Source organism: Pseudomonas japonica (assembly GCF_900188455.1).
Lineage (GTDB): Bacteria > Pseudomonadota > Gammaproteobacteria > Pseudomonadales > Pseudomonadaceae > Aquipseudomonas > Aquipseudomonas japonica.
Genome location: NZ_FZOL01000003.1, coordinates 216,138 through 240,844 on the forward strand (window position 1 = coordinate 216,138; position 24,707 = coordinate 240,844).

The window sequence follows — 24,707 nt, forward strand, 5'->3', positions numbered from 1 at the left end:
TGCGCGCATGAAACGCAACTGGAAAGATCTGGGTGAAGTCTGGTCGGGCCGTGACCTTGCCGCGGGCGAGGAGGTCACCCTGAACGTGTTCGACAAGTCGCTGGGCATCCTGCTGGAGCAGATCCCCTTCCGCCCCAGCCGCAACCGACGCACACGCCACCTCTGGGTCAAGGATTTCTGCCTGTACATCAACGCGCACTCGGCCCTGATCCACGCCGGCGAGGAAAACGCTGCCGGCGATTGGGACGTCATCTGCAGCCGCTACCGCAACCACTACCGCAACCTGACCACGCGCGAGCTGGTGGTGACCACCACCGTGCCGAGCGTCTGGAACTGGAGCAGCGACCGTTGCGTACCGCTCAAAGCTACGCAAGAACGGCCTGCAGGGACGCGGATGAGGGTGAACGTGCGTACTGCGACGGGTGTGCTCCTGGAAACCATAACCTTGACGCTCGAACGCTCCGGCATCGACGAGTGGCCGCAGGACCTGGCGGCCCGAATCAATGCCGTCAGCCGGTTCGTGCGCGCCGGCTGTGCCAACGGCGAGAGCATCGAGCCCCAGGCCGGCGCGACAGCGAACTTCATCTGGCTGCCGCACAACGGCGATTTCGAGGTGTCCTGGTTCTCCGAGGTACTGTCCACGACCAGCCCCATCGAGGCCGATCGCGATGCCAGGCAGGGCGAGCGTTTGTCCGTGTTCGTCTTCGACAACATAGCCGAGCGCCTGATCGAGCGCACCACCCTGGTTGCCGGTGTCGACGGCGCGCGCCTGGGGCTGGCGCAGTGGCCGGCGGACCTGGCCCACAAGATCAACGCATCGTCGCAGTACCTGGAGGCCGGAGTTCTCTCGGACGAGAGCTTCGCGCCGCCCCAGGACGCCAGCGAGAACGCCTTCGGCCAATACGGCAAGCAACTGTTCACCTGCAGCGCGCTGGCGAACATGAAAGGCTGGACCCGCGCGAAGGAGATGGTCTCCAGCGTGGACCTCAAGCCACACGAGCGCGTGCAGGTCAAGGTCACCACCCGCGGCAAGGGCAACCTGTGCGAGACGCTGACCTTCACCCCCGACCCGAGCCGGCTCAAGGCCGGCCAATGGCACCATGACCTGGCGCGGTACATCAACGCGCAGGGTCTTTGCCTCAGGGCGGGGGTCAAGGACGACGCGAGCAAGACCTTCGTGGCCAAGGAGGACAGCAAGGGCAACAGCTTCTGGTTGCCCCTCTGGTCCACGGACCTGCTGGACGTGAACATGGCGACGGTTTCGCTCAAGGAAGTCGGTTACATCTCGGCGGAGCGCGACCTCGACCCCGGTGAAGGCTGCACGGCCTACGTCCTCGACGACACCAGCGAGGACGTCCTGGAAGAAATCGAGTTCACCCCCGCGGCCAAGCGCAACGGCTCGTCCCTCGCGCCCAACGACCTGGCCGAGCGCATCAACAGTCGGACCCAGCTGATCGCCGCCGGGGAGAAGAAGAGCAACGAGGCGCCGTTGCCCATCGCCAGCGGATACCGCAACGCGCTCTGGGCCTGCGACCCCAATGTACGTGCGTTCACCACCTTCATGAGCCTGAAGAACTGGGTCAAGGGGCCTGCGCTCGGCTCGAAGGACTTCGAGTCGAACCAGCAGATGGTGATCCGGGTCAGGGGCAGCAAGACAGGGCGGATTCTCGAAAGCCAGGTGTTCTGGCCCAGGGCGGGACGCCTGGACCTGCAGGCCTGGACCCGCGACCTGTGCAGCCAGGTCAACAGCTTCTGCAGGTTCCTGCGGGCGGGCGAGGGCAATGCCACGTCGTTCGTCATCGCCGCCTCGGACAGTCGGGACGGCAATTGCTTCTGGACCCCGGCGGGGTCGGGGCTGGTGGTGGAGGCGGAGATCCTGTCGGGCTTCAGGTTCGTCGCGCGGCAGTTGCATGGGCACAAGGTGGATCAGGAGGAAGACGACCCCGTGGAACTGGCGGGGATGAGCAGTGAAGAGAAGCAACTGTTCGACCAGTACGCCGAAGCAGGGCGACTGATTGCTGTCGATGCGCGTTCGGGGTTGCCGACATTGCAGATTCCGGTAGGGGAGTTGTATGCAGATGACAGTTTGAGTAGCCCACTTGAGGTGCACTTGTCTTATCACCCGAAGGACGGAGTATTTATTCAGTGTGGATATTCGAACAGGTACCTTCCGTGGGCGGGTGATCAGCTTGTTGCGACATTGCGGGATGGACGTCGTGTTCAGATAGATCTGGAAGTAAAACCTGTTAATGGGGGTGACTTTAAAATAGAACCTTTATTTAATATTGGTATGGCTCCTCTGGAGAAAAAAATAATTGGATTTACAGTGATGTATAACGATGGTGGGGAGGATACCTTCAAGTTCTTCACTACTTCGAAAGAGGGTGCAAGAGCCCTTCTCACTGGATTTCGGGCACCTTCAGGCCAATATCTCCAGCTTGATTACTCGGGGTGGCAGCTGGAGAAAATTTCAAGAGATAAGGAAACATTGCTTCAAGTTACCTGGGGCGACGATCCATTAAAAGATGTATCAGGATCGCTCGTTATGTATCCCGGTAGCTCTACAGAAAAAAGGACATGGGGTTTCATTCGCCAAAAGCTTGGGGATATGGAAACCAAAATTCAGGTGGATGGTTTCGGAACAACTGGAAAGACTCTATATGTCATCAAGCAGAACAGTTCGGATGTGCTGATTAGTGTCGCGATGGAGCACCAGCATGCTTTCGGTTCTGAAATAAGCAAGGCCATCCACGAAGAGATCCTTGAATATGAAAGTTCCGGAAAAATTTCGCGGCACGTTATCTGCCCCGGCGCTGGCCTGGAAGATCTGGTACACGAATACACTTATTCGGATACCGAGTCCGAGCTCACCGGCTACTTCAAAACAACTACTCCGAAAGCGGTATTCACTCGCACCCACCATTTCGCCGACGGGCAATCCAGCGAAGAAAAGTACGGCAGCACGGCGGTGCCCATTTCCTGCACGAAGAACCACAGCTTCGACGAGACGAAGAAGTGCCTCGTATCCAGCACCAAGGTCTGGGAAGGTGATGTCCTGGTCGACGATCAGGTCATGAATATCAATGGCATCGGCAATCCAATCAGTCGTACCGACAACGGCGAAACCCGCTATTACACCTACTACAACAACTACCAGCAGTTCGAAGTCGAAGAGATCAAGGAAAAGGTTCAGGACAGAGGCCTGTTCGGCATCCTTTTCGGTGCCCTGGATTACATCAATCCGGTGGGCTGGGGCATGCTGGCCGATGGCTCCGGTGGCGTGACCTGGGGCACCTATATCAAGACCAAGGTCAACATGGTGCCGGCCACGAACGACTACGCGAAAAAGGCGTTCAACCTGCCGGTGGACATAGTCCATTGCGGTAGCGACACCACCTTCAACGGCGATGTCGAGTCCGAGTTGGTGACCCGCAAGGTCAATGGCGCGGAGCACCCCCAGCGCCTGACCTTCTTTGGCTATGCCAAGTTCGGTAACCGCGTGAGGGTGAACAAGAAACTCACCATCCTGCAGCCCGACTCGGTGGAAGCCGACATCGAGGCCGAGCAACTGGCCTGTGCGAAGGGCGCTGCCAAGGCCTTCCTTGCCAGCCTGGACGAGCAGATCAAGCAGGCGTCGGGCGCGGACAAGACGGGCTACGAGCAAACCAAGGCGGCGTTGCTCAAGAGCCTGGTGGCGCAGAGCAAGGAAAACAAGTTCGGCTACAAGCTGCAGAGCTGGAAGGCGGCGTCGATGTTCGTGGAAACCCTGGAATACCACACCGATGCCGCAAAACCGGGCTTCGGTACGCTCAAGTCGCTCAAGACCGAACTGCTGGACAAGGACGGCAAGGTGATCGACAAGTCGGCCAGAACCACCACGTACGGCTATGCGCAGGACAGTGCCGATGCCAACCGCCTCGTGATCACGACCACCGTCTCGGCCACGGGCGAGACGGACATCGTCTCCAGCCAGACCCGCTCGCGGCTCACCGGCAGGATTTACGAAAGCCTCGACAGTGAGGGCATCAAGACCGTCTACACCTACGATCCCCAGGGCAACATGGCCAGTGAAACGGTAAGCAAGGGCGATACCGAGCAGCGCAAGACCACCCATACGCTGGTGAGCGGCCTGGAATCGCAGTTCGAGCTAGTCCAGGACGGGGTCACCTCCCGTCTGCTCAAGGATGTGCATGGACGGCGCAAGACGATGTGGCTCAAACCCTCCGGCGCCACGAGCTTCCTGGAAACCCAGAGCTGGGAATACGACAAGATCGGGCGGCCCGGCAAGAGTGTCGAAACCGACTACGGCAAGGACAACAAGAAGGTCTCGGAGCGCCACACCAGTTGGTCCTACGACCTGTCCACCGGCAAGATCTCGATCAGCAACGTGCTCAAGGATGGCAGCGGCAAGGAGGTGAAGACCACGCTCCAGTCGGTGGAGCCGACTGTCCAGGGCGAGACCTTCGTCCAGGGCACGTTCAGCGTGGAGCGGCAATTCGACTCGACCAAGAAATACCTCACCGAACACTACAAGACCGGCTCGGAAAACAGTTGCAAGATCGAGCGAAACGTCGCCGAAGACGGGTTGCTGGCATCGGTCCGCTACCTCACGATCGACAAGGCCGGCAAGGAAACCGAGCACGACAAGGTGACTTACGAATATGACCAGTACGCGCAGTTGAGCAAGGCCAGCCCGAAAGAGGGCACTGCATCCTCCTATACCTACGACTGCGCGGGTCGCCTGGCCTCCACCAGCCGCGAGGGAGTGGCCCTGAGTAATGGTTACGCCGCTGCATCCCTGGCACCGGTTGCAAGCACTGGTCAGGTCGACAACGGCAAAGACGCACTGTTGCTGGGCCAGCAGACCGTTGACATGCTTGGCCGTGTCAGCAGTCAGACGGTGAACCAGTCAGCTACGGAATTCAGTTACACCGGAGGATCCAGGCGATCCACCCTGAAGAGCCCGGGTAGTGCTCCCGGGGTCCTCAAGGGATATAGCAGCAGTGCGGACGAAAAGACCCGTACTCACACGCAGACTGTCACCGTGGACGACACTGCACTGGCTTCGACACTGGTTTTCAGCACCAGCGGTCGGCTGCTGTCATTCAAGGATCTGAGCGGATCTACCAGCTCATATGAATATGACTTCTTCAATCGTGTGACTCGCTCGGTCAGTGACCATTGCGAGTGCCATTTCACCTATGGCGACAACGGACTGCTGAGCAGTGAAAGCATCAAGGCGATGAATGCTGACAATCTGACCATGAAAGTGAGCTACAGCTATGACGAACTGGGTCAGGAAATCGAGCGCACCTTTACCTGCGAGGGAGTGGAAACCTTGAGTCTTGAAAGAACGCTGCGCGCCGATGGCCGTCTCGCCAAGAGTACCTTGAAGAAAGCGGGCAAGGATGAGTTCTCGGATTCGTACGAATACGATGTGTTCCTGCGTTTGAAGGCGGCTCGCGGTGGAATGGGGCTAGACCGGTTTGCCTATGACATGCTGGGTAACATGATTCATGGGAATCTCCATGCGTTCTGGTATGACGAAGACACTGGCTTGCCGAGCAAGGTGGAGCAGATAGTTATAGGCACCGAGCGGCCCGACGACACTTCATTCGATTTCATGACCCACGATGCGTCCGGACGCCTGACCGAGGGTGGCTGGCGCAAAGTCAGCTATCACGGCAACGGCCAGATCGATACCTATTCATACGGCGGAGACAGCAACACCTACACCTTCAGCTATGACAGTGATGGTCGCGTGCGCGGTGGAACGATAGGCAAGAAGAGCGATACCTATTTCTATCGCGGTGATTGCGTGTACGCGCTGAAGCAAAGCGACAGTGATAAGACTGACGGATTTGCCAAGCGCATGATGATCCTGCGTAACGAAAGCCGGGCCTGCCTGTTGCAGGATGCTGAAACCGACGGCAAGTCCAGACGCTCCTTCGAGCTGCGTGACGCCCAGGGCACGGTCTTCGCGAGTGTCGATCTTGCCTCGAAAGCTATCGTGCTGTTTCGCTATTCCCCCTACGGCATGCGTTACGCCGGAAGCAAGGCCGATAACTGGCTCGGCTTCAAGGGCGAGCCGCTGAACAGCATGGGCTTCTATTACCTGGGCAACGGCTATCGCGCCTACGACCCAGCGTGGGGCCGCTTCCTCACCCGCGACAGCATGAGCCCCTTCGGCGCCGGCGGCGCGGCAGGCTACGTCTATTGCAACGGCGACCCGGTCAACAACCATGACCCAAGCGGTCACAAGCTTGTCGCCCAATACGAACGCTGGGGCACCATGCCTATCGTCCAGACCACGGCCTTCCGGATCGTGGTCGGGGCGGTCGGGGTGTTGTTGGCCCCCTTCACGGCAGGGACCTCGATGCTGCTGGCGATCGCCACCACGGCGCTGGCGGCGATCTCCTTCGCCCTCGACGTGGCCTCGATCATCATTTCCGAGAGCGACCCGGAGCTGGCCCGTACCCTGGAAACCTGGGGCCAGGCCTTCGCCATCGCCGGCGCGGCGGCGGGAATCTCCATGACCTTGAATGGCCTGAAGGGCATACCGCGCAATATGTTCAAGGTGCGTGGTGGCTTGCCTACCAGCAAACTGGTGAAGCTGATCCGGACGCCCGCCGAGCTGAGCCATGCCCAGCATGTCCGCTCGAAAGCGCTCTCCGGCCTTATCCGCGGCGCGGAAGAAGCCAAGGCGGCAGGCACCTACGATGCTTTCAAGGCGACGTACTTCCACCCGGAGGCGGGTTCGGTGAGCGCGGTAGTACCCGCCGGTGCCAGTGGCGCGCGGCTGACCCAGCGTGTGGGCAATACCGCGAAGAACCTGGTTACCGGGATCATCAGCCAGGTCGACGACTCAGCCTGGGATGCGCTGGGCACGGTGCTGGACCTCAACAGCGGTCCTAACACCCTTGTGCAGAAGTTCCTCGAGCCGCCACCAGGAGAAACCACCCTCGTCTCCATCGTCGCCGGTCCCATCGCCGGGCGTGAAAAGCTGTTCCCCTGAGGCACGCGAACCAGCACCAGGGCCGCTCGACGGCCCTGGTGCTGGTTTCAGGCCTGGCGCCGCTCCCGCGCCAGCGTCATTGCCGTATCCTCGATCATGTCCTCCTGCCCACCCACCATCCCGCGCCGGCCCATCTCCACGAGAATCTCCCGCGCCGACACGCCGTATTTCTTCTCCGCCCGCTTGGCGAACAGCAGGAACGAGCCGTAGACCCCGGCAAAGCCCATGGTCAGGGCATCGCGGTCGCTGCGGATGGGGAAGTCCATGATCGGCACCACCAGGTCCTCGGCCACGTCCTGGATCTGGAACAGGTCGACCCCGGTCTCGATGCCCATGCGCTTGCATACCGCCACCAGCACTTCCATCGGCGTATTGCCGGCACCGGCGCCCAGCCCGGCGCAGGCGGCATCGATGCGGGTGGCACCGGCGGCGATGGCGGCGATGGAGTTGGCCACGCCCATGGACAGGTTGTGGTGGCCGTGGAAGCCGATCTCGGTTTCAGGCTTGAGTGCCGCGCGCAGGGTCGCGACCCGGGCGCCGACGTCCTCCGGCAGCAGGTAGCCGGACGAGTCGGTCAGGTAGATGCAGTTGGCGCCGTAGCTTTCCATCAGCTTGCCCTGTGTCGCCAGGCCTTCCGGGCTGTTCATGTGGGCCATCATCAGGAAGCCGACGGTGTCCAGGCCCAGCTTGCGCGCATGGGCGATGTGCTGCTCGCTGACATCGGCCTCGGTGCAGTGGGTGGCCACGCGGATCGTCGAGACGCCCAGTTCATGGGCCATCTTCAGGTGATCGACAGTGCCGATGCCGGGCAGCAGCAGGGCCGAGACCTTGGCCTGTTTCATCAGCGGAATCACCGCCGACAGGTATTGCTCGTCGGTGTGCGCGGGGAAACCGTAGTTCACCGAGCTGCCGCCCAGGCCGTCGCCGTGGGTGACTTCGATCAACGGCACGCCGGCGGCGTCGAGGCCCGTGGCGATGTCCTTCATCTGCTGCAGGGTGATCTGGTGACGCTTGGGGTGCATGCCGTCGCGCAGGCACATGTCGTGGACGGTGATGCGTTTGCCGCGAAGATCCATGGTCGGCTCCTTAGACGTGGGCGGGCTGGGCGGTGCTCGGGCGCAACTGCAGCTCGCCCTTGAGGATGGCTTCGGCGTACATCTCGGCGGTGCGCGCGGCGGCGGCGGTCATGATGTCGAGGTTGCCGGCGTACTTGGGCAGGTAGTCGCCGAGGCCTTCCACCTCCATGAAGATCGACACGCGGTTGCCGTCGAACACCGGGCCGTTGACCAGCTTGTAGCCCGGTACGTAGCGCTGCACCTCGGCGATCATCGCGTCGAGGGCAGCGCGGATGGCGTCCTGGTCGGGCTCGCCGGCGGTCAGGCAGTGCACGGTGTCGCGCATGATCAGCGGCGGTTCGGCGGGGTTGATGACGATGATCGCCTTGCCTTTCTTCGCGCCGCCGACCTTCTCGATGGCGCTGGCGGTGGTGCGGGTGAATTCGTCGATGTTCTTGCGCGTGCCCGGGCCGACCGATTTCGAGGCGGCGGTGGCGATGATCTCGGCGTAGTCCACCGCCTGCACGCTGGCCACGGCGGCCACCAGCGGGATGGTGGCCTGGCCGCCGCAGGTGACCATGTTGACGTTCATCGCGCCCAGGCCGAGGTTGGCCTTGAGGTTCACCGGCGGTACGCAGTAGGGGCCGATGGCCGCCGGGGTCAGGTCGATCATCAGCACGCCCAGTTCGTTGAGCTTGCGGCTGTTCTCGGCGTGGACGTAGGCCGAGGTGGCGTCGAAGGCGATCTGGATGCCGTCTTCGAGGACATGCGGGAGCAGGCCGTCGACGCCGTCGGCGGTGGTCTTCAGGCCCAGTTCGCGGGCCCGTGCCAGGCCATCGGAGGTGGCGTCGATACCGACCATCCACACCGGCTCCAGCACTTCGCTGCGCTTGAGCTTGTAGAGCAGGTCGGTGCCGATGTTGCCGGGCCCGATCAGCGCACAGCGGATCTTCTTGTTCATGGTCAATGCTCCGGGAAAAACCGTGCTCAGGGCACGAAACGCAGGCTGGACTGGCCCAGCCCGCTCATGGAAAGGCTGATGCGGTCGCCCGGGCCCACCGGCACCAGGGGGGCGAGGGCGCCGGAGAGGATGATTTCGCCGCGACGGAAGGGAATGCCCAGCTCGCCCAGGGTGTTGGCCAGCCAGGCCACGGCGGCGCAGGGGTGGCCCTGGACCGCGGAGCCGAGGCCGCTGCCGGCGGGCTGGCCGTTCTTCAGCAGGTGCATCTCGACCCGGGCCAGGTCCAGCTCGCGCGGGTCGATGCGTTGCGTGCCGAGGGCGAACACGCCGCAGGAGGCGTTGTCGGCCACGGTGTCCTGGATGCGGATCTTCCAGGCGTCGATGCGTGAATCGACGATCTCGAAGCAGGGCATCACCGCCTCGGTGGCGGCCAGCACATCGCTGGCGGTGATGCCGGGGCCGTGCAGGTCTTCGCCGAGGATGAAAGCGATCTCGCCTTCGGCGCGGGGCTGGATCAGGTTGTAGTGAGACAGGCTGACCTCGCTGGCGTCGGCCACCTGCATGGCGTCGGTGAGAAAGCCGAAGTCCGGTTGATGCACGTCGAGCATTTCCTGCACGGCGCGGCTGGTGACGCCGATCTTCTTGCCGACCACGCGCTCGCCCAGGGCTTCGCGGCGCTGCAGGAAGCGCAGGGAGATGCGGTAGGCGTCATCGAGGGTGATGTGCGGGTAGCGCTCGCTCAGTGGGGCGAGGGTCTTGCGGCTGCGCAGGGCGTGGAACAGCTCGGCGCCGAGGGCATCGATCAGGGGGGCGTCCATGGGATGGGCTCGTTGCTGTGGGAAAGAAAAAAGGCCGGTGCCAACGGGTTTCGCAAGGTGCCGGCCAAAGTGAGAAGAGGGTGTCAGCCGACCCACACGGTGGAGTCGGCGCCGCCGTCGACATCGATGATCTTGCCGGTGACCCAGGCCGAGGCCGGGCTGGCCAGGTACAGCGCGGCGGCGGCGATGTCCTCGGGGGTGCCCAGGCATTTCAGCGGGGTGTTGGCTTCCATGCTCTGGCGCATGGCGGCGGGCATCACCCCGGCGAGGGCGTCGGTCAGGGTCGGGCCGGGGGCGACGGCGTTGACCCGCACCTGCGGGGCGAAGTCCTGGGCCAGCAGGCGGGTCAGGTGGCTGAGGGCGGCCTTGGCGCTGCCGTAGGCGCTGAAATGGCGCTGCGAGTAGCGCGCCGCCACCGAGCTGACATTGACGATATTGCCGCCACCGGCCTCGCGCATCAGCGGCACGCAGAGCTGGCAGAAGGCGTAGGCGGTGGAGACGTTGAAGCGCAGGATCTCGTCGAACTGCTCCGGGGTCATCCGCAAGGGATCGTTCGGGCCGCCTCCGCCGACATTGTTGACCAGGTGGGTGAGGTGGCCCATGTGTTCGCGGCTCTGTGCGACCAGGGCCTGGCGTTGCTGGCTGTCGGTGACGTCGCAGGCGATGGCCAGGGCGCGCCGGCCACGGGCGCGGACTTCCTCGGCGACGGCCTCGACCTCGGTCAGGGAGCGGGCGGAGCAGACCACATCGGCGCCGGCGTCGGCATAGGCCAGGGCAATGGCGCGACCGATACCGCGGCCGCTACCGGTGACCAGGGCGACACTGCCGTCGAGGCGGAAGCGATTGAGGATGCTCATGGGGGTGTCCTTTTTCCAGTGGCCGGGGTGGGCGATGGAGGGACTATGGCGGGCGGGGTGGGGGTGGGGCATCGTCTCAATGGACTAGCGGGAAAACGTAGGGAGGCCTTCAGGCGCTTGTCTTGAGAGTGTCAGTGTTCTTGAGATCGAGCGCCGCCCGCGCGGCGCATCGCGGATGAATCCGCTCCCACATTTGTTGCAACGTACCTATGTCTGACAGGCCATAGTTGACCGCCTTGTGTGTTCGACTCGATATCGAGTCGAACACAACAGCCTCCCCGCGATGCATCGCCGAAAAAACAAAGGCTGACAACCCAAATCCCACAGGCCATGGCACGTTGCAACAAATGTGGGAGCGGATTCATCCGCGATGCGCCGCGCGGGCGGCGCTGGATCTTGAGAGCGCCAGAACAGCATCGACAAGCACAGCGATGCGCCGCGCGGGCGGCGCTCGATCTTGAGAACGCTACAAAATCCAAGGCATGCCCCCCAAACCCCCCACCTAGTCCGCTTTGACGATGATCCACCCCCACCCCCAACCCGATGATTCTCCCCAGCCCGCAACCGAATCCGGAGAATCCAACGATGCACAGCACCCGCGACAAGAACGAAGAAGAAATCGAGCTGATCGAACGGGCCCGGCGCCTGGTGCCCCTGCTCAAGGAGCGCGCCGCCCAGGCCGAGCGCGACCAGCGGGTACCGGACGAGAGCATCATCGAACTGCAGGCCGCCGGCCTGCTGCGCGCCCTGCAACCACGCGCCTTCGGCGGCTACGAAGTGGACCCGCGTACCTTCTTCGAGATCCAGATGACCCTCGCCGAAGGCTGCATGTCCACCGCCTGGATCTACGGCGTGATGGGCGTCCACCCCTGGCAGCTGGCGCGCTACCCGATCGAGGCACAGCGCGAGGTCTGGGCCGATGACCACGGAGCGCTGATCGCTTCCACCTACATGCCGGCGGCCAAGGTGACCGTGGTCGAGGGCGGCTACCGCATCAGCGGGCGCTGGGGCTTCTCCAGCGGCAGCGAGCACTGCCAGTGGGTATTCCTCGGCGGCATTCTCCCGGCCGACGGCGATTTCGCCAGCGAACACGGCACCTTCCTCCTGCCACGCAGCGACTACACCATCGAACGCAACTGGGACGTGCTCGGTCTGCGCGGCACCGGCAGCCACGATATCGTCGTCGAGGACGTGTTCGTGCCGGCCCATCGCGTGCAGCGCACCAACAACTGGCGCATCGAAGCCACGCCAGGGCGCCTGATCAACACCAACCCGATCTACGCCATACCCTTCGCCCAGGTGTTTTCCCGTGCGGTCTCCACCTCGGCAATCGGCGCGCTGCAGGGCGCGATCAACGAATTCCGCGCCAATGCCGCCGCGCATATCGGCAAGCACGGCGCACGCACCGCCGACGACCCGGTGGCGCAGATCGCCGTGGCCGAGGCGGCGATCACCGTCGATGCCCTCAAGCTGGTACTGGAACGCAACTACGCGCACCTGATGGACCTGGCCCGCAACGGCGAGTACCCGGACACCGAAACCCGCCTGCTGTACCGCTACCAGTCGTCCTACGTGACCAATGTCTGCGCCGACCGGGTCAACGACCTGCTGCGCAGCATGGCTGCCTCGGGCCTGTACAACAGCAACCCGGTGGCGCGGATCTTCCGCGACCTGCACCAGGCCCGCGGGCATATCGCCAACAACTTCATGGCCTACGGGCGCAGCTTCGGCGCGGTGCAACTGGGCCTGCCCAACCCGGACCCGTTCGTCTGAGCCCATCCGCCTGCCCGTGGCCCACGGGCAGGCCGCACCGAGTACCGAACCATGACTGACTATCTTGCCCTGCGCGTGGCGCGGGTGATCGAGGAAACCGCCGATGCCCGTTCGCTGGTGTTCGACGTGCCCGAGCATCTTGCTGAGCGCTTCCGCTATCGACCGGGCCAGTTCCTGACCCTGCGCGTGCCCTTCGAAGGTAGCTGGCTGCCGCGCTGCTATTCGCTGTCGAGTACGCCGCTGCTGGATGAACCGCTGCGGGTGACGGTCAAGCGCGTGCGCGATGGCCGTGCGTCCAATTGGCTGTGCGAGGACTTGCAGGAAGGCCAGCAGCTGGAAGTGCTGCCGCCGGCGGGGGTATTCGTGCCGCGCTCGCTGGACGACGACCTGCTGCTGTTCGGCGGTGGCAGCGGTGTGACCCCGGTGCTGTCGATCCTGCGTTCGGCCTTGCTGGCCGGGAACGGCCGGATCCTGCTGGTCTACGCCAACCGCGACGAACGCTCGGTGATCTTCCGCGACGAGCTGCGCCAACTGGCCAGCGCCCATCCGCAGCGCCTGCAGGTCATCCACTGGCTGGACGCGATCCAGGGTGTGCCGTCCAGCGTGCAACTGGCCGAACTGGCGCGGCCTTTCGTCGATGCCCAGGCCTTCATCTGCGGGCCCGGCCCCTTCATGGACGCCGCGGTCGCGGCCTTGAAAAGCCTGGGCATGCCCAACGCCCGGGTCCATGTCGAACGCTTCGTGTCCCTGCCCGGTGAGGGCGAGGTACTGCCCCAGGTGGTCAGCGAGGCGGCGATGGCCGCGCAACTGGCGGTACGCCTCGACGGCGAGGACCACAGCCTGGCCGTCGACAGCGGCGAAACCGTGCTCGACGCCATGTACCGCGCCGGCCTCAACCCGCCCAGCGCCTGCCGTGTCGGCGGCTGTGCGTCGTGCATGTGCACCCTGGAAAGCGGCGAGGTCGAGCTGCTGATCAACGACGCCCTGGACGCCGACGAACTGGCCGAAGGCTGGATCCTCGCCTGCCAGGCCGTGCCCACCAGCGCGCACTTGCGTATCCGCTTCCCCGAATGATGAACGAGCCCATGATCGATCCGAGCCTGAATCCCGCCGTCACCGCCACCGAGGCGCCCAGCAGCATCGCCCGGCTGCTGTTCGCCAGCGCCCGGCGTTTCGCCGGGCACACCGCCATCGAAGAAGATGGCGAGCGCCTGGACTACGCCGACCTGCCCGAGCAGGTCATGACCATCACCCGCGGCCTGATGGCCCTGGGCATCCAGGCCGGCGACCGGGTCGGCCTGTGGGCGCCGAACAGTCGCCAGTGGATCCTCGCCGCGCTGGGCATCCATTGCGCCGGCGCGGTGCTGGTACCGGTCAACACGCGGATGAAGGGGGCCGAGGCCGCCGATATTCTCCAGCGCAGCGGCTGCCGGGTGCTGTTCGTGCAGCGCCGCTTCCTCGATGTCGACTACCTCGAACTGCTCGCGCCGCACCGCCCGGCCAGCCTGGAGCACCAGGTGATCCTCGATGCCGACAGCGCGAGTGACCGCCGCGACCTCGGCTACCGCCAGTTCCTCACCGGCGCCCTGACCATCGAGAAGCTCACCGCCGAACGCCGCGCCCTGTCCATCGGGCCCGAGGCCATGTGCGACCTGCTGTTCACCTCCGGCACCACCGGCAAGCCCAAGGGCGTGATGAGCGCCCATGGTCAGAACCTGCGAGCCTTCAGCGAATACGTGCGGGTCATCGGCCTGGTGCCCGGCGACCGTTACCTGATCGTCAATCCGTTCTTCCACGCCTTCGGCTACAAGGCCGGCTGGCTGACCTGCCTGATCGCCGGGGCGACCATCCTGCCGCACGCGGTATTCGATGCCGACGCGGTGTTCCAGCGCATCGCCCGCGAACGCATCAGCGTACTGCCGGGGGCGCCGACCCTGTACCTGTCGCTGCTGGCCCATCCGCGCCTGGCCGAGACCGACCTGTCCAGTCTGCGCATCGCCGTCACCGGCTCGGCGAGCATCCCGCCGAGCCTGATCGAACGCATGCGCAACGAGCTGGGCTTCAGTGTGGTGACCACCGCCTACGGCCTCACCGAGTGCGGCGGCCTGGCGACCCTGTGCGACCCGGACGACTCGGCGCAGACCATCGCCGGCACCAGCGGACGGCCGCTCAAGGGCACCGAAGTGAGCATCCGCGACCCGCGGAACCAGGCGCTGCCCGGCGGCGAGACCGGGGAAATCTGCCTGCGCGGCTTCCACATCATGCAGGGCTATTTCGAGAACCCCGCGGCCACCGCCGAAGCCATCGACGCCGACGGCTGGCTGCATACCGGCGACGTCGGGCGCCTCGACCCGCGGGGCAACCTGGTGATCACCGACCGCCTCAAGGACATGTACATCGTGGGCGGCTTCAACTGCTACCCGGCGGAAATCGAGGCGGCGCTGATCGCCCATCCGGCCATCGCCCAGGTCGCGGTGATCGGCATTCCCGACCCGCGCATGGGCGAGGTGGGCTGCGCCTGCGTGGTGCTGCGCGAGGGCCGGCAACTGGAGGAGGGCGAGTTGATCGCCTGGAGCCGCGAGCGCATGGCCAACTACAAGGTGCCGCGGCGGGTGCGGTTGTTCGCCGCCCTGCCACTGAATGCGTCGAGCAAGGTGGCGAAGAACGAACTGCGCGCCCTGGTGGCCAGCGCCTGAGTTTCACCAAACGGACGATGTGCCCTTGCCGGCGCTGTTCCACCCTGCGCTGGCAAGTCCGAACAACAACAAGAAAGGAGAGGAGCATGTCTTTGCATCATCGGATCGCCGGTACCCCGCGTGGCCTGCTGGCCCTGGCCGTCGCCCTGGGTAGCGGCTCGGTCAGCGCCGGGCCGAGTGTAGAGCTGGGGGAGAACACCACCCTGGAGTCGTCGCTGACGGTCAACTACACCGCCTCGATGCGCACCGCCAAGCCGGCCCACCAGTACCTCGACGACCTCAACAACGATGACGGCACGCGCAACTTCAAGCGTGGCGCGCTGATCAACAACCGCGTCAGCCTGTTCGGCGAGCTGATGCTCAAGCACGACAATCTCGGCGCGGTGCTGCGCGGCAGCCACTTCTACGATGACGTCTATCACCAGCGCAACGACAACGACTCGCCGCAGACGGTGAACAAGATCGGGCGTGCCGACGGCTTCGGCGAAGACACCCGGCGCCTCAGCGGCGGCAAGGCGCGCCTGCTGGATGCCTATGTCTACGGCAACTTCGACGTCGGCGAGACCCAGTACCTGTCGGTCAAGGCCGGTCGCCACCTGGTGGCCTGGGGCGAGAGCCTGTTCTGGGCCAACATCAGCCAGGGCCAGGCGCCGGTGGACGCGACCAAGTTCAACGTGCCCGGCACCGAGGCCAAGGACTCCTACCTGCCGGTGGGACAGATCTCCGCCTCGTGGTCGTTGAACGAGGACCTGGCCCTGGTCGGCTACTACCAGTACGAATGGGAAAAGACCCAGCTCAACCCGGTCGGCGACTACTTCGGCAGCGACACCTTCGGCCCCGGTGCCGAGTTCTACCGCCTGGCGCCGGGAGTGATCGCCAACCTGCCGGACCAGAGCTTCACCGCGGTCAACTATGCCGGTCAGCTGAAGCCGCGGGACAGCGGCCAGTGGGGCCTCGGCGTGCGCTACCGGATCACCGAGAACACCGAGGTCGGCCTGTTCCACTATCGCTACCACGAGCGCATCGGTTCGCTGTTCTTCGACTTCAGCGGGCATACCCAATACTCCTCGCTGCCGCGCCTGGCCCGGCACAGCACCGCGGACGCGGCGCCGCAGTACCGCCTCGGCTACTTCGAGGACGTCAAGCTGACCGGTATCAGCTTCAGTTCCAAGGTCGGCGACTCGGTGCAGTACGCCGGTGACCTGAGCTTGCGCGACGGTGCCTCGGTGTACCTGGACAACGGCGCGCCGACCACCGGGCGGATCTGGCAGGGCAACCTCAACGCCTCGTACATCCTCGGCCCGAGCCTCCTCGCCCAGCAGACCACGTTCATGGGCGAGGTGGTGCACCAGCGCATCGAGGACGTCGACAAGCTGCTGGTGAGCGGTGGCGGGCCGGGCGTGGATGGGGTGTACGACAATTTCGAGTCGAAGACCCAGACCCGCGGTTCGACCCTGCTGGGGATCGGCGCCTACATGGACTACCCGTCCATCGCCAACGGCCTGGACCTGACGACCAAGGTGGTCTGGACGCAGAACGTCGACGGCAGCGCCTACCAGGGCCTGGGCCGTGACGAGAAGCGCCTGACCGTCGGTGGCGACTTCAAGTACCTGGGCAACTTCCAGGTCGGCCTGACCTATGTCGCCTACCTCAGCTCGCCGGATGTCGCCCAGGGTCGCCTGATGGCCGACCGTGACTACCTGTCGTTCAACGCCAAATACACCTTCTGAGGCAGAACGGCCGCGTCCTCGCGACGTGGCCGGATTCCTTGCCCAACCGTCGAGGCCTGTCATGCAATCCACCCATTCGCCGTTCAGCCCGGTCGCCATTGGCCCGCTGACCCTGAAAAACCGCTTTATCAAGGCTGCCACCAACGAAGGCATGAGCGCGGGCGGTGTGCCGTCCAGGCAACTGGCGCTATTGCATGCCAACCTGGCGGGCGGCGGTGTGGCCCTGACGACCGTGGCGTACTGCGCGGTGAGCCGGGATGGCCGCACCTTGCCCAACCAGCTGATCCTGGAGCCGGCCAGCCTGCCGCACTTCCGCGCCCTGACCGATGCCGTGCACGCCAACGGCGGCCTGGCCAGCGCGCAGATCACCCATGGCGGCTGCTTCACCTTCATCCGCGAGCGCTCGACCCGGCGCCCGTTGTCGGCCAGTGGCGGCTTCAACAAGATCGGCATGATGAGCGGCATGTTCTTCAAGCAGGCCATGACCGAGGCCGACATGCAGCAGGTGGTCGCCGATTTCGCCCAGGGCGCTCGCCTGGCCCGCGAGGCCGGCTTCGATGCGGTGGAGATCCACATGGGCCACGGCTACCTGCTCAGCCAGTTCATCTCACCGCTCTACAACAAGCGCCGCGACTCGTACGGCGGCAGCCTGGAAAACCGCCTGCGCTTCCCGCGCCGGGTGCTGCGCGCGGTGCTCGACGCGGTGGGCCGGGAGATGGCGGTGATCTGCAAATACAGCATCACCGAGGGCACCCGTGCCGGCAACAGCGCCGAGGACGGGGCGAAGATCGCGCGCATGCTGGAAGAAGAGGGCGCGCACCTGCTGGTGCTCAGTGCCGGGATGAATGCCGAGTCCATCACCACCATGTTCGGTTCGTCCTTCCCCAAGGAAAACCGCGTGCAGCAGAAGAACCCGGTGATCGCCCTGGCCATGGCGATTCAGCGCATGACCGACCCGGTGGTGGAGTTTCGCGAGCTGTACCTGCTGGAGCACGCGCGCAAGGTCCGCGCCGCGGTGAAGATGCCGCTGGCCTACCTGGGTGGGGCGCAAAGCCTGAGCAGCATCGAGCAGGTCATGAGCGAGGGCTTCAACCTGGTCGCCATGGGCCGCGCGCTGATCGCCGAGCCGGGGTATGTGAACAAACTGGCCAATGGCGAAGGGCGCAGCAACCGGTGTACGGCGTGCAATCGTTGCGTGGCGATGATGTATACCCCGGGGGGGACGTCGTGCGTGCTGGGTCAGCCGGGGGATGCGGAATTGAATCGGGTGCCGGCGGCGGGGGCCCTGTAGGTGCTGGCTTGCCTGTGAAGATGTAGGGGGCTGTGAGGTGCCTGTCTTGAGTCTTGTAGCGCCCTTGAGATCGAGCGCCGCCCGCGCGGCGCATCGCGAGCGCGCTCGCGATGCGCCGCGCGGGCGGCGCTCGATCTCAAGGGCGCTACAACACTCAAGACAAGCACCAGGCGGCCTTGCTCTAAACCCCCCGCCCACTGGCCTCGATACGAATCCGGTCATCACGACACTCATTGCGATCACTGCCGCGAGAGGAGAGGAACGCCTGGCCGATCGCGCCCTTGAGCGAGCGCTCGCCCTGGAAGTCCTTCGGCAGCGCTACCCGGACTTCCTTCAGGTAGTCGCCGCTGCAGATCAACTGCACATTGTTCCGCACGGCCTCGTTGCCGAAGTCAGCGGCCAGTTTCGAATAGAACTGCGCTTTGGACATTTCGCCGCCGGCATTGCCGCGCACGTACTCGCCGGCGCTGGAGTCGTTGAACGACTTCACCAGGTCGACGGCCAGGCGGAAATACTCGTCATCGGCCAGTGCCGTCTGGCAGACCCCGTGTTTCTTCCATTCGTGATTGCCGAACTGGGTGCCGTAATTGAAGTTGGGCATCCACGGCCTGATGTACTCGACGGTGGCCTCGCTCAGGTCCAATTCGGGGCCGGCGCACTTGCCGTAGTCGATGCCGCAGGCCTGTTTGTTCGGCCACAGGCCGTGCAGGGTGAAGTGGTCGACCTTGAGTTCGCCTTCCTTCATTGCCTGGCATTCGGGCTTGGTCGGTCCGCCCTTGTCATGCTCGCAGAAGCCTGGCTGCCAGGTCACCGCCAGTACATGGCTGTCGTATTGATCGGGCAGGCGACAGGCCTTGGTGCCCACCTCGGAAATTTCCAGCCCCTGGACCTGGCCGCAGTCGGCCGAGATCCAGCGCAGGTCCTTGCCGCCCAGGTCGACCCTGACCCACTGGTAGCGTTCGCGGTTGACCTCGACGATGCGCAGCGTCTGGCCCGGCTGGACCGAGCGGTCGCCCGGATTGGTCTTGTTCTTGAACGATTGAAAGGCTTCGCAGCGCTGGGTGAGGGTGAACGTGCCGGCGCTGGCGTCCGCGGCCAGCGTGCTGTCGATGTTCAGCAGCGCGAATGCGCTTGCCAGGGAAAGTGCGGCCAGACGACCCATGGTGATGTCCTTCGGTGATGGAGGGGCCTGTAGTGTCGGGAGCGCTCCGGTCAGCTGGAACCGGGACACCCTTCATCGGGCCTGCCTGCGTTGGCGCGGCATCTTACCCGGGTCGTGGCCGGATGGCGCGGGAAAACCGCGCCTTGTCGATCAACCTTGGTCATCGAGGGTCAACACGCCGTCCTTGCGCGAGAACCAGTGCATGTCGAACTCCACCCCGGCGCCGCCCGGACGCTCCAGCTTCTGCGCCATGAGCACGCGTTCGCCGTCGCTGCGCAGGGTGATCATGCCGTAGGTGGCGACGATCCGCTCCTTGGCCGAGAGCAGGCTGTCGATCTCCTTGGCGATCTGTTGCTTGCGTGGGTCGCTGGCGCTCGCCAGTTCGGCGATCAGCGCCTTGACCCGTTCGCCACTGTGCAGGTTGAAGGACTGGAACTCCGGCGAGGAACGCATCAGCTCGGTGGAAAAGATGCACGGCCGTTCGCCACGCCCGTAGCGGCCGATGGCGCCCAGGGTCTCGGGCCGGGGATGACAGTAGGGCTCCTCGTCGCCGCTGGAAATCACCGTGGCGGTGGCGTCGATGGCGCGCAGGAAGGTGGTGGAGAAGTCGGCCGAACCGTGGTGGCACGACTTGGCGATATCCGCGCCGAAATGTTCGCGGGCCTGCTGCAGATAGGCGTCCCATTGCGCGGCGTCGGCGCCCGCGGCGGGGGCCTCGCGTCCGGTCTTCTGGCGCAGCAGGTGCAGTTCGGCGGGCACGTTGAGGTCGCCGCCGAGGAGGAAACGCAGGCTGCCGTAGCGCAGCAGCAGGACCACGGAGTGACCGTTCTTGCTGATGCCCGTGTCACTGCCGAGCTTCGGCAGCCCCCGCTGGCCGCCGTCGGCCAATGGAATGGGGCCGAGGACCTCGATGCTCAGGGGCTTGCCGTCGAGGGTGCGGTGCTGTTCGTCGAAACCGTCCAGGTAGCGCTGCTCGCTGGTGATGCCGAGGACGCTGTCCGGGCCGAAGCGCTGGGCCGCGGCGCCGAGCAGGTTGAGGTAGGTCTTCGACGAGTCCGGGTGTTGCGCGAGCAATGCCGCCAACTGGTCGCCGGACTGGATCAGGTCGAGGTAGCAGTTCACCCCGCCGACCTTGCCGCGCGCGCCCAGTTCGTCGGCGTCGGTGGCGGCCTTACGTTCCACCAGGGTGTTGTGGTAGACCCGCTTGAACTGCAGGTGCTGGCTTTCGAACAGGTACTTGAAGCCGCCGAAGTGGTCCTTGTCGCCGTGGCTGATCAGGGCGAACTCGAAATTCACCGGGCCCGGGTCGGTTCCGGCGGCGAGCAACGGGCGGTCGAGGCGCAGGTTGAAACGCCAGGAGAGAAAACGCCGCATATTGCTCGACGCCCCGGCATCGACCAGCGCCAGCTGATTGTCGGGGGTGACCAGAAAGGCGCCGTCGCCCTGGCCGACATCGACGAAGTTGATCTCCAGCAGGCGTTCTTCGCTGACTTCGTCCTTGTGCAGCCAGCCTTTTTCGCGACGGCCGATCACCTGCAGCCAGTCGCCCGTGGGCGGCGCATCCAGCAAGCGGACCTCGTCGCCCCACAGCAGTTGCTGGATGCGCTTGCCCTTGCGGTCCGGGGTGTCGCGCACGAAGACATTCCCGGCCACGGCAAAACGCAGTTGCTCCGCCATCTCACACCTCCCTCGCTGGATTTGCCAGACGGTATAGATGGCCCTTTGCTTTCAGGCAAGGGCAATGCGCGTGGCGCGACGCGTGGCAGGGCGCCGGTTCAACCGAAGCGCAGGAACTCCAGGCAACTGCGATTGAACAGCTCGCGGTGCTCCACCTGCACCCAGTGCCCGCACTGGTTGAGGATGATGAAACGCGCCTGCCTGGCACCGTCGATGATGCGCTGGGCACCGCTCACCGGGTTGAAGTGGTCGTTGCTGCCCCAGAAACCGAGGATCGGGCACTGGATCTCGTCGAGGCGACTTTCCATGTTCGGCACCATCATCGTGCTGAACAGGTTCTTCGGCTGGGTCACGGCCACCGCCACGCGCTCCTGCAGCAGGTCTTCCGGCAGGATCGACGGGTCGAACAGTTGCAGGCTCATCATGCTGCGCATCTCGGCCATGCCGATGGGGCCGGCGTTGAACAGGCTGACCATGCGCAGGATGCCGGACATCTGGAAGTAGGTTTCCCGCTCCTCCACGCCTCCGGGGGCGAGCAGGATCAGTTTCTCGGCCATCTGCGGATGCCGCAGGGCCAGGCCGAGGGCAATCGCGCCGCCCAGGGAGTTGCCGAGCAGGGTGCAGCGGGTCACGCCGATCCCTTCCAGGAACTGGCTCACGCAGTCGACGAAGAAGTCCAGGTTGTACTGCACGTCCTCGGGCTTGTCCGAACGACCGAAGCCGGGCAGGTCGAGAAGGAGGTTGCGGTAGCCGGCGGCGACGAATTCCGGGTAGTTGCCCTTGAAGTTGCTGAACCCGCTGGCCCCCGGCCCGCTGCCGTGCAGCCACAGGACCACGGGGCCCTGGCCTTCGTCCAGGTAATGCAGGCGCAGGCCGCTGGGCAGGGTCTGGTACTCGCCGACCGGCAACGGCAGGTCTACGGATTGATTCATCGGGTTTCTCCTGGTCCGGGAATGGGCGCGCAGACCGGCCAGGCGAAGTGGATGAGCGAAGGGGTAAGCCACGCCCGGCACGGAATGCACCGGGGCATGCTCGGTCCTGCGCTGCCCGCGGGCATCGTCCGTTCAGACCATGGTCCTGTTCATGGCCCTGGTCATAGCTCTGGCCATAGTCCCGTTGGACGATGTCCAGTACCCGCCAGCGCCCAATCATGCCGGGGAGGGCCCGTTGTCCACGGGCCGCACATCCAGGGAGAACGCTATGAAATTGCACAACAAGGTGGCCTTCGTCACCGGCGCGGGGCAGGGCATGGGCCAGGCCATCGTGCGCCGTTTCGTCGCCGAAGGGGCGCGGGTGGTCGCGGTCGATCTGCACCGCGAGGCGCTGGCCGAGAGCCTCGCCGATCTCGGCGAACAGGTGCTGGCCCTGGCCTGCAACGTCGCCGACAGCGCGTCGGTTGCCGATGCCATGGGTCAGGTCGAGGCACATTTCGGCGGGCTGGACATCGTGGTCAACAACGCGGGGGTCGGCGCCCTCGACAGCTTCCTCGACACCCCGGACGACAGCTGGGCGCGGGTGATCGGGGTCAACCTCGGCGGCACCTTCCTCTGTGCCCGCGAGGGCGCGCGGCTGATGCTCAAGGGCCAGCGCCAGGGCGCGATCATCAACCTGTCCAGCACCGCCGCGCTGACTGGCGAGGGCCCCAGCCACTACTGCGCGTCGAAGGCCGCGGTGATGGGTCTGACCCGCTCCATCGCCCGGGAACTGGCGCTCAGCGGCATCCGCGTCAACACCCTGGTGCCCGGGCCGACCAACACGCCGATGATGGCCGGCATCCCCGACGAACACATGCAGGCACTGCTGAAGAACGTGCCCCTCGGGCGCATGTGCGAAACCGACGAGATCGCCCGGGTCGCGGTCTTCCTCGCCAGCGAGGACGCCAGTTTCATGACCGGACAGAACATCGCCGTCAACGGCGGCATGGCCTTTATCTGAGGAATCGACATGAGCAAGCGTCTGCAAGGAAAGATCGCCTTCGTCACCGGTGCCGGTTCCGGCATCGGTGAAGCCACCGCCCTGCGTTTCGCCGAGGAGGGCGCCGTGGTGGTGCTCTGCGGCCGCCGGCCCGAGCCGCTGCAGCAGGTGCGGGAGAAGATCCAGGCCCTGGGCGGCCAGGCGGAGATCGCCGTGGCCGATGTCAGTGACGAGCAGGGCTACGTCGCGGCCCTGGAAGACACGGCCAAGCGTCACGGGCGCCTCGACATCCTGGTCAACAACGCCATGGCCTACACCTGGGGCGGCATCGACAGCATGAGCACCGCCGACTGGCACGCCAACTTCAGCACCACGGTGGACGGCACCTTCTGGGGCACGCGTACCGCCATGCGCCTGATGCGCGACAGCGGCGGCGCCATCGTCAATATCGCCTCGATCTGCGGCCTGTTCGGCACCGCCTGGATGGCCGGCTATTCGGCGGCCAAGGCGGCGGTGATCAACTTCAGCCGTGCCGCGGCCAGCGAAGGCGCGCCGCACAAGGTGCGCTGCAACGTGGTCATTCCCGGCGTGGTGGATACCCCGGCCACCGCCGGCATGCTCGGCGACGCCAAGGCCCGCGAGAACACCGAGAAGGTCATCCCGATGAAGCGTGTCGGCCTGCCAGTGGAGCTGGCCAACGCCATCCTGTTCCTCGCCAGCGATGAAGCCTCCTATGTCACCGGGGCCAGCCTCAGCGTGGATGGCGGGCGCAGTTCCGACCTGTATACGGTGCTGGACTGATGAACATGGACGACGCTTCGCTGCTGCACCGCCTCGACCGCCTGGAGTCCCTCGACGCCATCCGCCAGCTCGCCGGCAAGTACGCCCTGGCCCTGGACATGCGCGACATGGACGCCATGGCCAACTGCTTCGCCTTCGATGTGCGCGTCGGCCGCGAGCTGAGCGGCCGTGCGCACCTCAAGGCATGGCTCGACGAAACCATGCGCAAGCAGTTCCACGGCACCTCGCACCACCTGGGCCAGCACATCATCGAGTTCAGCGACCCGGACCATGCCACTGGCGTGGTCTATTCGAAGAACGAGCATGAGACCGGTCCCGAGTGGGTGATCATGCAGATGCTCTACTGGGACGATTACGAGCGTATCGACGGGCGCTGGTACTTCCGCCGGCGCCTGCCGTGCTACTGGTACGCCAGCGACCTGAACAAACCGCCGATCGGCGGCTTGAAGATGCGCTGGCCGGGGCGCGAGCCCTATGCGGGGAGCTTCCATGAGCTGTTTCCGTCGTGGGATGCGTTCTGGGCCCAGCGGCCGGACAAGGACCAGTTGCCACAGGTCGCCGAGCCGGCGCCGCTGGAGGGGTTTCTGAAGACCATGCGGGGCGGGGCGGGGGATCCGAAGATTCGGGTGCGTTGAGGGGGGCGAGGGCCTTGCGGGAGACCGCATCGGGGCTGGCAGGTGCCTGTCTTGAGGCTTGCAGCGCCCTTGAGATCGAGCGCCGCCCGCGCGGCGCATCGCGAGCGCGCTCGCTCCTACATTTGTTGCAACGTGCCTATGCCTGACAGGCCATGGTTGACCGCCTTGTTGGTACGACGCGGTACCGCGTCGAGCCCAAAAGCCTCCCCACGATGAATCGCCAGGCACCAGAGGCTGGCGACGCCGCACTCACAGGCCATGGCACGTTGCAAAAAATGTAGGAGCGAGCGCGCTCGCGATGCGCCGCGCGGGCGGCGCTCGA

General features: G+C 64.9%; 16 protein-coding genes. 9 read left to right on the top strand and 7 right to left on the bottom strand.

Annotation, left to right across the window (positions count from 1 at the left end; all coding sequences use genetic code 11):
• The first annotated feature begins 7 nt into the window (after positions 1-7).
• Entirely contained in the window at positions 8-7,015 is a 7,008-nt protein-coding gene (locus CHB99_RS05830; RefSeq protein WP_042129624.1) for an RHS repeat-associated core domain-containing protein, read from the top strand.
• Positions 7,016-7,062: 47 nt separating this feature from the next.
• On the opposite strand, the gene dmpG is transcribed toward CHB99_RS05830, so the two are convergent.
• The 4 genes from dmpG to CHB99_RS05850 form a co-directional block, all read right to left on the bottom strand.
• Entirely contained in the window at positions 7,063-8,091 is a 1,029-nt protein-coding gene (dmpG, locus tag CHB99_RS05835; RefSeq protein ID WP_042129627.1) for a 4-hydroxy-2-oxovalerate aldolase, read from the bottom strand.
• Between the two features lie 10 nt (positions 8,092-8,101).
• Entirely contained in the window at positions 8,102-9,031 is a 930-nt protein-coding gene (locus CHB99_RS05840) for an acetaldehyde dehydrogenase (acetylating) (RefSeq protein WP_042129628.1), read from the bottom strand.
• Between the two features lie 26 nt (positions 9,032-9,057).
• On the bottom strand, positions 9,058-9,849 hold the full coding sequence (locus CHB99_RS05845) for a fumarylacetoacetate hydrolase family protein (RefSeq protein ID WP_042129630.1): 792 nt from the start codon (positions 9,847-9,849) through the stop codon (positions 9,058-9,060).
• 83 nt (positions 9,850-9,932) lie between these two features.
• The gene (locus CHB99_RS05850) at positions 9,933-10,706 is read right to left on the bottom strand and encodes a glucose 1-dehydrogenase (protein ID WP_042129631.1); all 774 of its coding nucleotides are present in this window, start codon (positions 10,704-10,706) and stop codon (positions 9,933-9,935) included.
• Between the two features lie 585 nt (positions 10,707-11,291).
• On the opposite strand from CHB99_RS05850, the gene CHB99_RS05855 reads away from it, so the two are divergent.
• From CHB99_RS05855 to CHB99_RS05875, 5 genes are all read left to right on the top strand, one after another.
• On the top strand, positions 11,292-12,479 hold the full coding sequence (locus tag CHB99_RS05855; protein WP_042130310.1) for an acyl-CoA dehydrogenase family protein: 1,188 nt from the start codon (positions 11,292-11,294) through the stop codon (positions 12,477-12,479).
• 51 nt (positions 12,480-12,530) lie between these two features.
• Positions 12,531-13,553 carry a ferredoxin--NADP reductase gene (locus CHB99_RS05860; protein WP_042130308.1) on the top strand — a complete coding sequence of 341 codons (1,023 nt, stop codon included), beginning with the start codon at positions 12,531-12,533 and terminating at the stop codon, positions 13,551-13,553.
• A 14-nt stretch (positions 13,554-13,567) separates the two neighbouring features.
• Positions 13,568-15,175, top strand: a complete 1,608-nt coding sequence (locus tag CHB99_RS05865; RefSeq protein WP_042130313.1) for a FadD3 family acyl-CoA ligase — start codon at positions 13,568-13,570, stop codon at positions 15,173-15,175.
• A gap of 86 nt (positions 15,176-15,261) precedes the next feature.
• Positions 15,262-16,905: a DUF1302 domain-containing protein gene (locus CHB99_RS05870; RefSeq protein WP_042130306.1), complete on the top strand. Its 1,644-nt coding sequence runs from the start codon at positions 15,262-15,264 to the stop codon at positions 16,903-16,905.
• A gap of 61 nt (positions 16,906-16,966) precedes the next feature.
• The gene (locus tag CHB99_RS05875) at positions 16,967-18,196 is read left to right on the top strand and encodes an NADH:flavin oxidoreductase (protein ID WP_089266437.1); all 1,230 of its coding nucleotides are present in this window, start codon (positions 16,967-16,969) and stop codon (positions 18,194-18,196) included.
• Positions 18,197-18,377: 181 nt separating this feature from the next.
• On the opposite strand, the gene CHB99_RS05880 is transcribed toward CHB99_RS05875, so the two are convergent.
• From CHB99_RS05880 to CHB99_RS05890, 3 genes are all read right to left on the bottom strand, one after another.
• The gene (locus CHB99_RS05880; RefSeq protein WP_089266438.1) at positions 18,378-19,358 is read right to left on the bottom strand and encodes a ribonuclease T2 family protein; all 981 of its coding nucleotides are present in this window, start codon (positions 19,356-19,358) and stop codon (positions 18,378-18,380) included.
• A 150-nt stretch (positions 19,359-19,508) separates the two neighbouring features.
• A complete protein-coding gene (locus CHB99_RS05885) occupies positions 19,509-21,035 on the bottom strand; it encodes an MBL fold metallo-hydrolase (RefSeq protein ID WP_042130296.1) in 1,527 nt (508 codons plus the stop codon).
• A gap of 98 nt (positions 21,036-21,133) precedes the next feature.
• Complete coding sequence (locus CHB99_RS05890) at positions 21,134-21,967, bottom strand: alpha/beta fold hydrolase (protein WP_042130294.1); 834 nt, start codon at positions 21,965-21,967, stop codon at positions 21,134-21,136.
• A gap of 268 nt (positions 21,968-22,235) precedes the next feature.
• Here CHB99_RS05890 and CHB99_RS05895 point away from each other — a divergent pair, with 268 nt between their 5' ends.
• From CHB99_RS05895 to CHB99_RS05905, 3 genes are read left to right on the top strand one after another with little or no spacing between them, the layout of a single operon-like run.
• Complete coding sequence (locus tag CHB99_RS05895; RefSeq protein WP_042130292.1) at positions 22,236-22,970, top strand: SDR family NAD(P)-dependent oxidoreductase; 735 nt, start codon at positions 22,236-22,238, stop codon at positions 22,968-22,970.
• Between the two features lie 9 nt (positions 22,971-22,979).
• Positions 22,980-23,750, top strand: coding sequence for an SDR family NAD(P)-dependent oxidoreductase (locus CHB99_RS05900; protein ID WP_042130291.1), 771 nt, complete (start codon positions 22,980-22,982; stop codon positions 23,748-23,750).
• Complete coding sequence (locus CHB99_RS05905) at positions 23,750-24,385, top strand: nuclear transport factor 2 family protein (protein WP_377697742.1); 636 nt, start codon at positions 23,750-23,752, stop codon at positions 24,383-24,385. The genes CHB99_RS05900 and CHB99_RS05905 overlap by 1 nt, the downstream gene beginning before the upstream one ends.
• Positions 24,386-24,707: the final 322 nt, after the last annotated feature.